Source organism: Nocardiopsis sp. SBT366 (genome assembly GCF_001083815.1).
GTDB classification, from domain to species: domain Bacteria; phylum Actinomycetota; class Actinomycetes; order Streptosporangiales; family Streptosporangiaceae; genus Nocardiopsis; species Nocardiopsis prasina.
Map to the genome: position 1 here is coordinate 1 of NZ_LAVM01000010.1, position 14668 is coordinate 14668.

The 14668-nt window shown below is 72.3% G+C and carries 11 protein-coding genes; 4 read left to right on the forward strand and 7 right to left on the reverse strand.

Going from position 1 to position 14668, the window contains the following annotated elements; genetic code table 11:
• Positions 1–132 precede the first annotated feature (132 nt).
• Positions 133–2937 carry a LuxR family transcriptional regulator gene (locus ADX84_RS04610; protein WP_049568032.1) on the reverse strand — a complete coding sequence of 935 codons (2805 nt, stop codon included), beginning with the start codon at positions 2935–2937 and terminating at the stop codon, positions 133–135.
• A gap of 118 nt (positions 2938–3055) precedes the next feature.
• Here ADX84_RS04610 and ADX84_RS04615 point away from each other — a divergent pair, with 118 nt between their 5' ends.
• Positions 3056–3724, forward strand: a complete 669-nt coding sequence (locus tag ADX84_RS04615) for a triacylglycerol lipase (RefSeq protein WP_049568035.1) — start codon at positions 3056–3058, stop codon at positions 3722–3724.
• A gap of 128 nt (positions 3725–3852) precedes the next feature.
• On the opposite strand, the gene ADX84_RS04620 is transcribed toward ADX84_RS04615, so the two are convergent.
• The 4 genes from ADX84_RS04620 to ADX84_RS04635 form a co-directional block, all read right to left on the reverse strand.
• Positions 3853–5226 carry an MFS transporter gene (locus ADX84_RS04620; RefSeq protein WP_049568038.1) on the reverse strand — a complete coding sequence of 458 codons (1374 nt, stop codon included), beginning with the start codon at positions 5224–5226 and terminating at the stop codon, positions 3853–3855.
• 316 nt (positions 5227–5542) lie between these two features.
• Positions 5543–6349: an LLM class flavin-dependent oxidoreductase gene (locus tag ADX84_RS04625; protein WP_049568235.1), complete on the reverse strand. Its 807-nt coding sequence runs from the start codon at positions 6347–6349 to the stop codon at positions 5543–5545.
• The gene (locus ADX84_RS04630) at positions 6349–8679 is read right to left on the reverse strand and encodes an excinuclease ABC subunit UvrA (protein WP_049568042.1); all 2331 of its coding nucleotides are present in this window, start codon (positions 8677–8679) and stop codon (positions 6349–6351) included. Before ADX84_RS04630 ends, ADX84_RS04625 begins: the two co-directional genes overlap by 1 nt.
• Before the next feature lie 101 nt (positions 8680–8780).
• Complete coding sequence (locus ADX84_RS04635; protein ID WP_049568046.1) at positions 8781–9674, reverse strand: CPBP family intramembrane glutamic endopeptidase; 894 nt, start codon at positions 9672–9674, stop codon at positions 8781–8783.
• Positions 9675–9713: 39 nt separating this feature from the next.
• On the opposite strand from ADX84_RS04635, the gene ADX84_RS04640 reads away from it, so the two are divergent.
• Positions 9714–10397 carry a TetR/AcrR family transcriptional regulator C-terminal domain-containing protein gene (locus ADX84_RS04640; protein ID WP_049568049.1) on the forward strand — a complete coding sequence of 228 codons (684 nt, stop codon included), beginning with the start codon at positions 9714–9716 and terminating at the stop codon, positions 10395–10397.
• Between the two features lie 89 nt (positions 10398–10486).
• Here the strand turns inward: ADX84_RS04640 and ADX84_RS04645 are convergent, their stop codons facing one another.
• Positions 10487–10807: a hypothetical protein gene (locus tag ADX84_RS04645; RefSeq protein ID WP_049568053.1), complete on the reverse strand. Its 321-nt coding sequence runs from the start codon at positions 10805–10807 to the stop codon at positions 10487–10489.
• Between the two features lie 44 nt (positions 10808–10851).
• On the reverse strand, positions 10852–11613 hold the full coding sequence (locus tag ADX84_RS04650) for a L,D-transpeptidase family protein (protein WP_049568057.1): 762 nt from the start codon (positions 11611–11613) through the stop codon (positions 10852–10854).
• Between the two features lie 205 nt (positions 11614–11818).
• Between ADX84_RS04650 and ADX84_RS04655 the strand changes: the two genes are divergently transcribed.
• Together ADX84_RS04655 and ADX84_RS04660 are read left to right on the forward strand one after the other, a co-directional pair.
• Positions 11819–12517: a response regulator transcription factor gene (locus tag ADX84_RS04655; protein WP_049568060.1), complete on the forward strand. Its 699-nt coding sequence runs from the start codon at positions 11819–11821 to the stop codon at positions 12515–12517.
• Positions 12507–14618, forward strand: a complete 2112-nt coding sequence (locus ADX84_RS04660) for a HAMP domain-containing sensor histidine kinase (protein WP_049568063.1) — start codon at positions 12507–12509, stop codon at positions 14616–14618. Before ADX84_RS04655 ends, ADX84_RS04660 begins: the two co-directional genes overlap by 11 nt.
• The last annotated feature ends 50 nt before the right edge of the window (positions 14619–14668 follow it).

The following is a 14668-nucleotide window of genomic DNA, read 5'->3' on the forward strand; positions in this document are numbered from 1 at the left end:
GAAGAGGGCAAGCACCGCGCCGCAGGCGTCCGTTGAGGGTGGTGGCGGGCGACGAAGAGGGCAAGCACCGCGCCGCAGGCGTCCGTTGAGGGTGGTGGCGGGCGACGGGTGGGCGGGAGAAGCCACCACGACCTAGCGGTCGACCAGGCGGGAGAGCTCCACCCGGGAGCGGATGCCGAGCTTGCTGTAGATGTTGCGCAGGTGGTGGTCCACCGTGCGGGTGCTCAGGAAGAGCCGCGCCGCGACCTCCCGGTTGGTGGCCCCGTCCGCCACGTGCCGAGCGATCCGCAGCTGCTGCGGACTGAGCAGGTCCACCCCGCCGACCTCGCGCGCCGCCGTGCTGCCCCGCGCGGCGCGGAGTTCCTCCCGGGCCTGCCGCGCCCACGGCCGGGCGCCCAACCGGTCGAAGACCTCCATCGCCGTGTGCAGGTGCTCGCGGGCCCGTCCCGGGTGACGGGAGCGGCGCAGGTGCCCGCCGTACAGCAGCCGCGTCCGGGCCTCCTCGAAGTCGCAGTACCCGGAGGAGTGCAGGTCCAGGGCGCTCTCGAAGTACCCGTTCGCCTCCTCACCCTCCCCCAGCAGTCCACGGCAGCGCATCACCTGGGCCCGCGCGGTGTCCTGACCGGTGGCCTCCGCCCAGCTGCCGAAGGTCTCCACCGCCTCGCTCACACGCACCGCGACCCCACCGCGCACCGACGCCTCCACCAGGTGCGGCGTGATCAGCAGCCGCACCGCCGCGTGGCCGCTGCCGGGGCCGGACCGGGCCAGGGCGCGCAGCCGCATCGCCGCCTCCGAGGTGCGCCCGGAGCCGAGGTCGAGCAGGGCCAGCGCCCAGGCCGCCAGCCCGGCGGGCAGACCCACGTCGTGTTCCCCGGCCAGGGCCAGGGCGGTCCCCGCGTGCTCCCGGCACGCGTCCTCGTCCCCTCGGATCGCGGCGACGAAGGCGAGCCCGCCCCGGTGGTGGCTCGCGCAGTTGTCCTGCCCGGACCCGAGTGAGGCCCGCAGCCCCTCGGCGGCGCTCCCCTCCGCAAGGGAGAGACGGCCGAACCACATCTCCGCGTAGGTCAGGAACTCCAGAGCCTGGGGGACCAGCGTGAGCGCACCGGTGCGGCGGGCCACCGACGCCGCCCGACCGGCCAGGGCCCGCGTGCGCACGTGGTCGCCGCGGAGCAGCCCCGCGATCGCGCCCAGGACGAGTGCCTGGGGGTCCCCGATCCGGTCGGCGGTCTCCACGGCCCTCTCCAGGAGCGCGACGCCCTCACGGTGGCGCCCCTGGAACATGGCGGCCTTGCCGCTCATGTAGTCGAGGACCAACCTGTCCCAGGGCTGGTCGGCGCCCTCCGGCCCGACGGCTGCCCCGGGAGCCGTCTCCTCCATGAGGTCACGGGCCCGGCGGGCGGTGGCGAAGAAGCGCTCGTGGTCACCGGTCAGGCAGCTGGCCTCACCCGCCTGGAGCAGGACCCGCAGCGCCGCGCCGGGGTCGCTGAGCGCCAGGCGGTCCGCGGTGGACCCGAGGCGCTGGAAGGCGTCGATGGCCACGCCCGAGCGCAGGTCCATCTCGGCGCGGAGCAGGTCGGCGCGGGCCTGGACGGTGTGCTCGCCATCGGCGCGGCCGGGGCCCGTGGTGCTCTGGTCCGGACTCACGCGGGCGAGGACCCGTTTGGCCCGGTCAGGGTCACCCGAGAGCCACGCGGAGCGGGCGGCGTCGGTGAGGCGCAGCCCCCGGAGGGCGGGGTCGGGGGTCAGCCGGGCGGCGTGTTCGTGGAGGAGGGAGGCGGGCCCGTGCCCGCCCTGGTCGACGGTGCGGCGGGCCTCCTCGTGGAGGGCTGCGGCGACGCGTTCGTCGGGCGCGCCACCGGCCAGGGCCCGGTGCCGGACCGCCCGGCCGGTGTCCCCGGCCGCCTCATGGGCGCGGGCCAGGTCCAGGTGGGCAGAGCGCCGCTGGACGGGGGAGGCGTGGTGGGAGGCGGCGGAGCGGGCCAGCGGGTGAGTGAGGCCCGTCCGTGCCCCGGCGTCAGCGACCAGTCCGGCGCGGCGGGCGGGCTCGAACGGATCGGCATCGGAACCGTCGGGGTCCGGGGCGCGGGGATCGGCGGCGGCCCGCACGAGGGCGATCCGGGTGGCCCGGGGGAGTCGGGCCAGCTCCGTGGCGAAGGCGTCGGTGAGTTCGCCCCGGGAACGCGGCGGTTGGTCCAGGGCGACGGCCCCGGAGCGCTGTTCCGGGTCGGTCCCCTCCAGCAGTTCCAGTGCGGCGCGGGGGTTTCCCTCCGCGGCCTCGGCGAGTGTCACCGCCACGGGCACCGTTAGGCCCTCCGCGGCCAGGTCCCCGCAGGCGTCGGAGAGCAGGTCCAGCACCGTCTCCTCGGGTAGGGGGCGCAGCCGGAGCACGGGGATCCCGGTGAGCCGATCGGGGTCGCCGTCCCGGGCGCTGAGCAGGACCGCCGCGCCGTCATGGGTGAGGCGGCGCGCGGCGAAGGCCACGGTCTCCCGCGAGGGAGGGTCGAGCAGGTGGAAGTCGTCCACGCAGAGCAGGAGCGGGTTCCGCGCGGCCACCTCGGCGATCAGCCCGAGGGCCGCGGTTGCCAGGGGGAAGGCCTCACCCGGGTCGCCGGTGTCCAGGGCGCGCGTGAGTGTTTCTCGTTGGGCTCGGGGAAGGCGCGGGAGCAGTGGGAGCGCGGGGCGCAGGAGCTGGTGCAGACCGGCCAGGGGGAGGCGGCCCTCGCCAGGGGCCGCGCGGGCGCGCAGCACGGTGAAGCCGTGCGCTTCCCCTTCGGCGCGTTCCAGTAAGGCGGTCCGGCCCGCACCGGCGGCACCCGTCACGAGCAGGCCGCCGCCGCGCCCTGAGCGGGCGGTGTCGAGCAGGCGCCGGACGGTGAGCAGTTCGTGGTCGCGCCCGCGGAGGGGCGTCGGGCGTGTGAGCGGGTTCACGCTGATCACCCCCTCAAGTTACTCGCCGGTTAAGTCCGAGTAAAGGGACCGGCGATTCAGCCGATGCGCACCCTGTGACCGGAGGCACACAATCGGGGTCCCCGCTTCCCCCACCCTCGGAGATCACATGAGACGCCTGACCGCCCTCCTGTGCGGGCTCGTCCTCGCCCTCACCACGGCCCTCCAAGCCGCCCCTGCCACCGCGAACACCCACACCCCGGTCGTCTTCGTCCACGGGTTCATGGGCAAGGGCGGGCAGTGGGACGACATGCGCGCCGCCCTCGTCGACGCCGGTCACCCCGAGGACCGCCTGCACGTCTTCTCCTACGACTGGGCACGGTCCAACACCACCATCGCCGGACAGCTCGCCGACCACGTCGAGGGCGTGCGATCCCAGCACGGGGCGGACCGCGTGCACCTGGTCACCCACTCCATGGGCGGCCTGTCCTCGCGCTACTTCATCAAGAACCTGGGTGGAACGGACGCCGTCGACCAGTGGATCTCCATCGGCGGCCCCAACAACGGGACCAACATCGCCAACCTCTGCCCGTCGCCCATCACGCCCTGCGAGGAGATGCGGCACGGGTCGGACTTCCTGAACGGCCTCAACGACGGCGACCCGACGCCCGGGCCGGTCCGGTACACGACCCTGCGGTCCCCCTGCGACATCGTCATCTCGCCCACGGACAGCACGTCGCTGCCCGGAGCCGACAACATCCAGGTGGGCTGCGTCGAGCACGTCTCGATGATGTGGAACGGCGAGGTCATCGACCACGTGCGCGGCATCGTCAGCTGACCCGCTTCCAGCTGAGGGCGCCGTGTCGCCCTGTCGCTCTGTCGCCGTGTCGACAAGGGGACAGGGCGACAGAAAGGGCGGGGTGACGGTTCGACCGCCACCCCGCCCGCGCGTGCGCGCCCCCGCTTCTACTTGGCGGCGGGGGCCGGGTCGCTGTCGTCGACGTGCAGGTCGACGCCCTGGATGCTCTTCGGCACCAGGGAGACCGCGACGAAGGAGATCACCGACAGGCCGATGATGTACACGCCGATGGTCCACGAGGCCCCGAAGGAGGTCAGCAGCATCTCCGCGATCATGGCGGCGAAGGCACCTCCGAGGATCGCGCCCAGCGCGTAGCCGATGGACACACCCGAGTAGCGGACCTCGGCGGGGAACATCTCCGCGTACAGCGCCGACTGGGGGCCGTAGCTCAGGCCGAAGGTCAACGTGAAGATGAAGACGCCCAGGAAGTACATGACGATGTTGCCGGTGTCCACCATGAACCACATCGGGACCGCCCAGACGGCGAGCAGGACGTAGCCGATCTGGAAGGTGCGCACCCGGCCGATCCGGTCACAGACCCAACCGCCGTACAGGGTGGAGATCAGCCAGCCGAAGGAAGCCAGCGCGGTGGCGAGCAGGACCGGGCCCCGGTCCATGCCCAGGCCCATCTCCTCCACCGGACGCGAAGCGTAGGTGGCCAGGAAGGCGATCACCAGGTAACCGGCGGCGTTGTTGGCGACGAAGATCAGCGCGGAGAGCACGACCTCCCTGGTGTTCTTCCGGAACAGCTGGCCGAGCGGCGCGGAGGACTTGGCGCGGCGGGTCTGCATCACCTTGAAGACCGGGGACTCCTCCACGGTCTTGCGGATGAGGTGGCCGATGATGATCAGCAGGAAGGACAGCAGGAACGGGATGCGCCAGCCCCACTCGAGGAAGGCGTCCGGGCCGATGGCCGTGGTGATGCCCCACAGGACCAGGGTCGCCAGGATCATGCCGCAGGGAACGCCGATCTGCGGGTAGGCGCCGAAGAAGCCGCGCTTGTTGGCCGGCGCGTGCTCCACGGACATCAGGGCGGCGCCGCCCCATTCGCCTCCGGCGGAGAAGCCCTGCGCGATGCGCAGCAGGATCAGCAGGATCGGCGCTGCCATGCCGATCTGGGCGTAGGTGGGGAGCAGACCGATCGCACAGGTCGCGACACCCATCATGACGAGGGTGAACACCAGGATCTTCTTACGCCCGAAGCGGTCTCCGAGGTGCCCGGCGACGATCGCGCCCAGGGGACGGAAGAGGAAGGAGATACCGATGGTCGCGAAGGAGAGCACCTGCGCCACGGCCGGGTTGGCGTCGGCCAGCGGCGCCATGAAGAGAGGGGCCAGCACCAGGCCCGCTGCCTGGGCGTAGATGAAGAAGTCGTACCACTCGATGGTGGTCCCGACCATGGTCCCCGCGAGGACCTTGCGCTTCTCCTTGGGATCGAGGGTTCCACCGGGTCCTGGGACCGTGGCGTCGGAAGTCGCCATTGCTGCTCCGTAGGTTCTCTACCGGCCGGGGGGCCGAGTTCACTTTCGGGCCCTGGTCGCCGGACATCCCTGTCCGAACACGGAAGCGGCGGATACCGGGACAAACCATGAGCTCCAGCACACCATGCCATGTGATGCAGTGCACTTTCTACAGCGGGTCCTGCTTTTCCCAGCTAGATGCCTCTGTCCTTACCGAACGGTCGGTTGGGAACCCCGTCTGACAAGGGAGCCTGGCAGCACGCGACCGCCCGGTCACGAACCGAAGAAGTTTCCACGCTGTCCGCCTGGTGAGACGTGTCGCCCCGTCGACACGTCGTCATGTCGACCCCGGCCCTCCGGGGCCCGCCGCGACGACCTCCTCGACCTCGGCCCGCGCGGTCACCTCGGGGAACTGGTGGAGCCACCAGGTCGCGCCCACCTCCGCGTAGGGCTCGGGATCCGTACCGGGCGGCCCGCCCACGGCCACCTCGAACCCGCGCAGGTCGCCCCGCTGCTCGGCGATCACGGACAGCATCGCCGCGAGGTCCTCCGGAGAGCCCTCCGGGCACAGCCCCTGGAAGCGGGCCGCGCGTCGCAGCGGGGCACCCCTGGTGGACTGCGTGGCGACCCACACGGGAATCCCCTCCGCCCGCTCGGGGGTGGGCAGGAAGCGCAGACCGTCCACCCGGTAGTGCTCGCCCTCGTGGTGGACGACGTCGCCGCTCCAGATCCGTTCCAGCAGGTCGAGCCCCTCGTCGAGCATCCCGGCCCGGGTCCGGGGGTCGGTGGTCTCGCCGAGCCTGCCCAGCTCTCCTCCGTTGTCCCCGCCCAGGCCCACGCCGAGGACGAACCGTCCCCCGCTGAGCTGGTCCAGGGCGACGGCCTGCCGGGCCACCACCTGCGGCCTGCGCCGGGACAGCGGCGTGACCCGGGTGCCCAGGATGATCCGCTCGGTGGCCGCGGCCATGGCTGCCAGGGCGATCCAGGGATCACAGACCGGCAGGGTGGGCCGGAGCGGACGCACGACGTGGTCCCAGAGGAAGACGCCGTCGAACCCGGCCAGCTCGGCCCGGGACGCGAGATCGGCCAGCACACGGGAATCGGCGAGCTCCCCGAACGGCGGCAGGTAGAGGGCGCGACGCATCACAGCAGCCCCTTCAGGTAGACACCGGTCCGGCTGTCGGGGACCGACGCGATCCGCTCCGGGGAGCCCTGGGCGACGATCCGGCCGCCCTCCGAGCCCCCGCCGGGGCCGAGGTCGATGACGTGGTCGGCTGTGGTCACGACCCGCATGTCGTGCTCGGCCGCCACCACCGTGGCCCCGGCCGCGACCAGGTCCCGCAGGCGGCCCATGAGGACGTCGGTGTCGTGGGGGTGCAGGCCGGTGGTGGGTTCGTCGAGCAGGTACACGGTGTCCGCGACCCGACGGCGCTGGAGCTCGGTGGCGAGCTTGATCCGCTGCGCCTCGCCGCCGGACAGCTCGGTGGCGGGCTGGCCCAGGCGCAGGTAGCCCAACCCCACCCCGGCCAGGGTGTCCAGGGCCCGGCGTACCGAGGGTTCCTCGGTGAAGAATCCCGCCGCCTCCTCCACCGACATGGCGAGCACGTCCGCGACGGTGAGCCCCCGGTACCGCACGCGCAGGGTGTCGTCGTTGTAGCGGGAGCCGCCGCAGGTCGGGCAGGGCGCGTAGGTGGTGGGCAGGAACAGCAGCTCGACCGACACGAACCCCTCGCCCTCGCAGGTCGCGCAGCGGCCCTCCACCACGTTGAAGGAGAAGCGGCCGGGACCGTAGCCGTACGCGCGGGCGTCGTCGGTCGCGGCGAACAGCTTGCGGACGGTGTCGAAGAGCCCGGTGTAGGTGGCCAGGTTGGAGCGCGGAGTCCGACCGATGGGCTGTTGGCTGACCCACACCACGCGCCCGTGTTCGGCGGCCTCGTCGGCGATCCGGGCCAGCAGCGTGGACTTGCCAGAGCCGGACACCCCGGTGACGGTGGTGAACACCCCGAGGGGAACGTCCACGTCCAGCCCCCGCAGGTTGTTGCTGGTGACCCCGCGCAGCTCCAGGCGGCCGCGCGCCTCGTGCGGTCGGCGTTCGGGCAGGGCGCGGTGGAACAGGTAGCGGCGGGTCACCGACTCCGGGACGTCGCGCAGCCCGGCCACCGGCCCGCTGTACAGGACCCGCCCGCCGTGCTCGCCCGCGTCCGGGCCGACGTCCACGATCCAGTCCGCTCCGCGCACGATGTCGAGGTCGTGCTCGACGAAGCACACGGTGTTGCCGCCGTCGCGCAGTCTTCGGAGGATGCCGGTGAGCGCCTCGCAGTCGGCCGGGTGCAGCCCCGCCGAGGGTTCGTCCAGCACGTAGACCACGCCGAACAGGCCCGTGCCGAGCTGGGTGGCCAGCCTGATCCGCTGGAACTCGCCGGTGGACAGGGTCGGCGCCGGCCGGTCCACGCTGAGGTAGCCCAGGCCCAGTTCCTCGAGGACCTCCACCCGACCGGTGATCTCACCGGCCAGGGTCGCGGCGGCCCCGGCCCCCTCCCGCCACGGGCGCAGCAGATCGGAGAGTTCGGACAGGGGCAGCGCCGCCAGCTCGGTGATGGTGTGTCCGGCGAAGGTGACCCGTAGGGCCTCCTGCCGCAGCCGCCGCCCTCCGCACTCCGGGCAGGTGCGGTTGACCATGAACTCCGCCGCCTTGCGCCGCCTGGTCTCGCTGGCCGAGGAGGCGTAGGACTTGAGCACCAGCCTGCGCGCGCTGCTGTACCTGCCCTGGTAGGGGCGGTGGACCCGGCCCGCCTCCCGGACGGGGTGGACGGTCACCACGGGCTGTTCGTCGGTGAAGAGGATCCAGTCGCGCTCGCTCTGGGGCAGTTCCCTCCAGGGGCGGTGGATGTCGTACCCGAGGGTGTCGAGGATGTCGCGCAGGTTCTTGCCCTGCCAGGCCCCGGGCCAGGAGGCGACGGCCCTGCCGGCGATGCTCAGGGAGGGATCCGGGACCAGCGACTCCTCGGTGACCTCGTGTTCGATCCCCTCGCCGTGGCACACCGGGCAGGCCCCGACCACGGTGTTGGGGGAGAAGGAGTCCGAGTCCAGGTGCTCCGCGCCGGGCGGATAGGTCCCCGCGCGGGACAGGAGCATGCGCAGAGTGTTGGAGACCGTGGTCAGGGTGCCCACCGTGGAGCGCACGGACGGCGCGGTCCTCGGTTGGGCGAGCGCCACGGCGGGCGGCATGCCGGTGATGTCGTCCACTTCCGGGGCGGGGAGCTGCTGGAGGAGGCGGCGTGCGTACGGCGCGACCGACTCCAGGTACCGGTGCTGGGACTCGGCGTAGAGGGTCCCGAAGGCCAGTGAGGACTTCCCGGAACCCGAGACGCCGGTGAAGGCGACCAGGGCGTCACGGGGCAGCTCCGTGTCCACGTTCCTCAGGTTGTGGATGCGGGCGCCGCGCACCCGGATGCGGTCGTCGAACTCTGTCATGTCCCCAGATGTACCCGCTCGGGCCCGTCACCTCGACGGACGGGGGCGGCCCGGGGTCGGGCCGCCCCCGGTTCCGCGGGGGTTCGGAGACGCGTGGAGGGTCAGGACCCGGTGGTGGCTCGGGCGTCGTCGGTGCGGCGCAGACCCAGACGGCCGCGGGTGAACAGGGCGAGGAACACGGCCACGGCCAGGACCGCGGTGACCTCGAGCGTCCCGGCGGGGTCGCCCACGAGCATGCCCTTGAGTCCGGAGACGACGTTGACGGCGGCGTGGGCGATCACGACGGCGATCACGCCGCCGCGCGCGGAGTTGAAGATGTGGCCCAGGACGACTGTGAGTCCCACGCAGAGCAGGGCATAGGCGGGGAAGTACACCTCTGACTGGACCGTACCCGCCATCTCGAAGAGGGGGGCGTGCCACACGGCCCAGATCGCGCCGAGGGCCACGTTGGCGGCCAGCGGGGGCAGCGCCCCCTGGAGGCGGGGCAGAGCGAACCCGCGCCAGCCCAGCTCCTCGTTGCCGCCGCCGACCAGCGCGATGAGCACGAACTGGACCGGCACCCCCAGGAGCGCCGCCCTGAGCGCCTCCTCCTCGACCGTGGCCGTCCCCAGGAACACGGGGAGAGCGGCCGCTGCGGCGATGGCGAGGACGATCAGCGCGGTGATGGCGTAGGGCCGGACGCCTCCCCGGCGGCGAAGGGAGTGGCGCCGGAAGAGGGCGCCCACTCCGGAACGGCCCTGGGTGAAGGCGGTGACGAGGATCGCGGCCACCATCGGGCCGAAGGCTCCGACGAGGACGGCGGGTGTGGGGTCGCCGCCGTCAAGGAGCCGAGCGCCGAACCACCAGGCGGTCCAGGAGAAGGCGAAGGCGAGGACCAGGAAGGCGGTGAGGCCTCGCGGGTCGACGGCGGTGGTCCGCGAGGGGTCGGGTGCGGTGACGGGAGCGGGCGTGTTCGGACGTGGTGAGGAGATCTCGGTTGCCATGCAGAGAAACATACACTGTTGGATAGAATCCGACAACGTATGATTGCTTGTATGCTGTTGGACATGGATGAACAAGGCTCCGACCAGCGGATCGACAGCGTCTTCCACCGCCCCCAACGCCGCCGCCGTTCACAACCCGCGCTCAACAGGGAACGGATCGTCACCGCGACCATCACGCTGCTCGACCGCGAGGGCGCCTCCGCGCTGACCATGCGCAAGGTGGCCGCCGAACTCGGGGTGCACGCGACCAGCCTCTACTGGTACGTGGAGCGCAGGGAGGACCTCGTCGACCTGGCCGTGGACGAGGTCCTGGCCGAGGCGGCCGCCGGGCTGCCTGCGGCCGACACCCCCTGGGACAACGCCCTCAAGGAGACGGCCCAGCGGTTCTACACGGCGCTGACCTCGCACACCTGGGCCGCCGAGTTCGCGGGCTCACGCCCTCTCATCGGCCCGAACGCGGTCGCCCTGTCGAGACGGATCATCGAGGCGCTCGGAGTGCTCGGCGGCGAGGAGGAACGCCAGGCGGTGGCCATCCGCGCGGTGTCCAACCAGATCCTCGGCGCGGCCACCTCGGCCGTCGCCATGAGCGTGGCCAGGGCGGACCGCGTCGAGGAACACGAGGGTGCCGTCACGACGGCCTTGTCGGAGCCGGACGCCCTGGCCGTGGAGAACACCTTCTTCGACCAGACGCTGGACCTCATCGTGCGGGGGATCAGGGCCGGCGACGAGGCCTGACCGAGCAGGACGCCCGGTGTCCGACGCCGGGAACCACGGAGGCCCCGCTCCCCCTTGGGGGGAACAGGGCCTCCGCGTGCTGCGAGGGATCAGCCGGTGTAGTTGGGGTCCTGCTCGATCGGGGTGACCGGGCCGGCTTCGGCCACAGTGGGCTCCGACACCCTCTCCGGCTCGGCCGGAGCGGGAGCAGGCTCCTCGGGAGCGGGCGTGGGCTCCTCGGGAGCGGGCGTGGGCTCCTCGGGAGCGGGCGTGGGCTCCTCGACGGAGGGGTCCTCCGGGGTGACCGGGGCCTCCGCCGGAGCTTCGGGGGCGGGGAGAGCCGGGGACTCGTCCGACGCGAACGCCGGGGCGGCGCCGAAGAAGGCGGCCGCCATCGCGGCGACGATGAGCACTCGGGACTTCACGCGCATGGTTGACCTCTTGTCGTGTGTTCGGGTGGCCGCTCGGTGAGCGGTCATTCGTTGATCTCGACCGGAGTGCCGATCGGCAGGCGTTCGGCCATCCAGGTGACGTCGTCGTTGGACACCCGGATGCAGCCGTGGCTGACCTCGCCTCCCAGGCCCGACTCGTCGTCGGTGCCGTGCAGCCCGAGCTGGCCGGGGCCGCCCGCGAAGCTCTCCAGGGTGTCGGAGTGCCCGCTGAGGCCGAAGGCGAAGGCCCCGTACTCGCCGTCGGGGTCCGAGGGCCGCAGCAACTCGGTGAAGTAGTACTCACCGGGCGGCGTCGGAGTGTCGCCCGTACCGATGCCGATCGGGCCGGTCAGGACCTCCTCCTCGCCCTCGGTGACGGTGAGGGAGAACTCCGACATGTCGACCACCACGCGGTACGCGGTGACGGTGATCTCGACGTCGTCGGCCTCGATCCAGCCCGTGGATCCGTTGGGCCGCACTGGCAGGAGCACCTTCAGCCAGTCACCCCGAACCTGCTGGACGAGGAAGGCCCGGTCCGCGCCGAAGTCGTTCGGGTTGGCGAGGGTGTGCACGACCTCGCCGCCGTCCGGCTCGGAGCGGACCTCGATCTCGTCGGCGAGGACCGTAGCGACGTACGCACCCTCGGGCTCCGCCGCCACCTCAGTCCCAGCCGACTCCACGGGGACCTCCTCCGAGGGCCCCGACGACGAGCAGGCGGTCACGACGGCCAGTACGGCGACGGCGGCCAGGACGGGAAGTCTCCCGACGGGTCCACCGGGTATCAGGGATCGGCGCATGGGGTCCATCCGGTCGAGGGAGTCCGGCGGATCTCTCCGCGCCGGACACCATGAAGACTGGCCGAGGAATGTGAAGAACCCGTGTGGTCGCCGTGTGCGTCCCATGTGGTGACCTGCGGCGTCCCCCGACACTCCAGTTGGCCCAGCTCTCGGCGGTCGTACGATCGTCGGTGCCGGGGGTCCCGTCCCCGGTCGGCGAACGGAGGCCCTTCACGTGTGCGCGCATGTCCTGGTGGCCGAGGACGACGTGAACCAGGCCGAACTCATCCGGCGCTACCTGGAGCACGAGGGCCATACCGTCCGTGTGGTCCACAACGGCCGGTCCGTGCTGGAGGAACACCACCGCGACCGCCCCGACCTGATCGTGATGGACGTGATGATGCCGGTGATGAGCGGGTTGGAGGCGTGCCGTGTCCTGCGGGCCGAGTCCGACGTGGCGGTGCTGCTGCTGACCGCCCGGTCCACCGAGGAGGACCTGCTCACCGGGCTGGACCTGGGAGCGGACGACTACGTCACCAAGCCCTACAGCCCGCGCGAGCTCATGGCGCGGGTACGCACGCTGCTGCGCCGCTCCCGCACCCCGGTCCGGGACGAGGAGCGGGTGCTGGAGGCGGGCCCCATCACCGTGGACCCGGCCCGGCACATGGTGCGGGTCGACGGGGAACCGGTGCAGTGCACCCCCGTGGAGTTCCAGTTGCTCCAGGCCCTGGCGGTCCGACCGGGCCGGGTGCTGAGCCGGGCCCAGCTGTTGGAGCTCATCCACGGGATCAGCGGCTACATCACCAAACGCACCATCGACGTCCATGTGAAGAACCTGCGTCGCAAGATCGAGCCCGCCCCCCGGAAACCGGTCCGGCTGGTCACCGTCTACGGCGTGGGCTACAAGCTCGCGGTGCCCGAACGTGTCCGCTGACCGGCCGTGCGGGGGAGCACGATGGGCCTCCCTGCGGCACGGCCTCCTGTTCCGTCTGCTGGCGGGTTCGGTCCTGGTGGCGGTCTGCTCGATCACGGCGACGGCCTGGCTGTCGGTGCAGCGGACCTCGGAGTCCATCACCACCCAGCAAGGGGAGACCCTGACGGTGGACACTCACATCCACGACACCCTCCTCGGATACGCGGCCACCCACCAGGACTGGACGGGAGTGTCGGGGGCCGTCCGGGACCTGGCCGAGGAGACCGGGCGGCGGATCGTCCTCACCACCGAGGGTCGGGCGGTCGTCACCGACTCCGCCGTCCTGGCCAAGGGAGCGGGGGACCCCCCTCCGCTGCCCTCCCGGACGTCGTCGGTGGTGGACCCTCTGGCGGTGGACGTCACCCTGGTCGCCGGGAACGGTGACCGCATCGATCCGCGCGCGGTGGGTCCCTTCGCCCTCACGGAGGAGGAGCGCGGGTCACTGCGCGCCCAGGCCGAACAGGGGGCGTCCTGTCTGGAGGAGATCCACGCCATCCCCGCCGAGGTGGTGACCGGGCCGACCGGGCGCCCCGCGGTCGAGTCGGAACGCGGGGACGCCCACATCTGGGCCGACTGCGGCCTCGACACGCTCGATCAGCCGGTCGGCGGCGAAGAGGAGGCGCTGGCCGACCTCAACGCGCGCGCCTCCGACTGCGGCGACCCCGAAGCGAAACTCACCTACGCGATGGACGGCCGCACCGGGGGCCTCGTGATCACGGGGAGCCCGCACGTGCCGGCGCCGGTCCCGGACGACGCCCGCCCACCGGCCGCGCCCGAGGAGCCTGTCGCTCCCGATCCGGAGGACCCCCCGGAGGCCGCCGATCCGGGAGAGGAGGTCCCCGTCCCCGGACCGGCGCACCCGAACGAGGAGGAGCCCGCCGTTCCCTCGCACGCACCGGGTCCAGTCGAACCGGACACGGGACCGGCAGAGGAGGCTCCGGAGGCCTGGACGTCCCCTGGCGAGGAGGACCCGGGCCCCGTCGGCGCCGAGAGCCTGACGTGGTCGAGGGTCGAACTGGGCCCGGAGGCCGCCGCCTGCCTGGACGCCGCCCGACGCGCCCAGCTCGACCCCCACGTGGCTCCCGCCGCGCTGCTGTTCATCGACGACCCCGCCGAGGGACCCGAGGCGGGGCTCTCACTGTCCCGTGAGGGCGCCCTGCGCCTGGGTGGCGTGGTGTTGCTGATCCTGGTGTTGACCGTGGTGGTGAGCACCACCCTGGCGACCCGGCTGCTACGCCCCGTGCGCGCGCTCACTGACGCGGTGAACCACATGAGGGCGGGTGGTGGGCCCACCGCCCGGGTGGAGGTCCGCGACGCCGGGGAGATCGGCCGCCTCGCGGAGGCGTTCAACGAGATGTCCGAGCACCTGGAGCGGGCCGAGGACCAACGCAAGGCGATGGTGAGCGACGTGTCGCACGAGCTGCGGACGCCGCTGAGCAACCTGCGCGGCTGGCTGGAGGCGGTCCAGGACGGAGTGGTCGATCCCGACCCGGACCGCATGGAGATGCTGCTCGGAGAGACCCTGCTGCTCCAGGCGGTCATCGACGACCTCCAGGACCTCGCCCTGGCCGACTCCGGGCGGCTGCGCCTGGCCCCGGAACCGGTGGAGGTCGGTCCGCTCGTCGGCCGGGTGATCGCGGGCCACGAGCTGCGCGCGGAGGAGGCCGGGGTGCGCCTGGTCGACCAGTCGCGCGACGTGACCCTCGTCGCCGACCGCACCCGGATGCTCCAGGTGCTGGGGAACCTGGTCGGCAACGCGCTACGGCACACCCCGGAGGGCGGGACCGTCACCGTGCAGGTGTACCGGGCGGGCCCGGACGCGGTGATCCGGGTGGTCGACACCGGGGTCGGCATCGCCGAAGAGGACCTGCCGCACGTCTTCGACCGGTTCTGGCGGGCGGACCGGTCCCGCAACCGACGTACCGGAGGCAGTGGCCTCGGGCTGGCCATCGTGCGCGGACTCGTGGAGTTGCACGGTGGTTCGGTGACGGCGGACAGCACGGTCGGGGAGGGGACGGCCTTCAGCCTCAGGATGCCCCTCGCTGGTCCCTCCGCCGGGTAGGCGCAAGTCGACATGGCGACTCGGAGGGGTGTCGACAAAGAGCCGAGTCG

Bases quoted from the DNA above. Each gene is read 5' to 3' on its own strand.
- ADX84_RS04630 (WP_049568042.1), bottom strand. From the start codon at position 8,679: ATGACAGAGTTCGACGACCGCATCCGGGTGCGCGGCGCCCGCATCCAC.
- ADX84_RS04650 (WP_049568057.1), bottom strand. From the start codon at position 11,613: ATGGACCCCATGCGCCGATCCCTGATACCCGGTGGACCCGTCGGGAGA.
- ADX84_RS04640 (WP_049568049.1), top strand. From the start codon at position 9,714: ATGCTGTTGGACATGGATGAACAAGGCTCCGACCAGCGGATCGACAGC.
- ADX84_RS04615 (WP_049568035.1), top strand. From the start codon at position 3,056: ATGAGACGCCTGACCGCCCTCCTGTGCGGGCTCGTCCTCGCCCTCACC.
- ADX84_RS04645 (WP_049568053.1), bottom strand. From the start codon at position 10,807: ATGCGCGTGAAGTCCCGAGTGCTCATCGTCGCCGCGATGGCGGCCGCC.
- ADX84_RS04635 (WP_049568046.1), bottom strand. From the start codon at position 9,674: ATGTTTCTCTGCATGGCAACCGAGATCTCCTCACCACGTCCGAACACG.
- ADX84_RS04625 (WP_049568235.1), bottom strand. From the start codon at position 6,349: ATGCGTCGCGCCCTCTACCTGCCGCCGTTCGGGGAGCTCGCCGATTCC.
- ADX84_RS04620 (WP_049568038.1), bottom strand. From the start codon at position 5,226: ATGGCGACTTCCGACGCCACGGTCCCAGGACCCGGTGGAACCCTCGAT.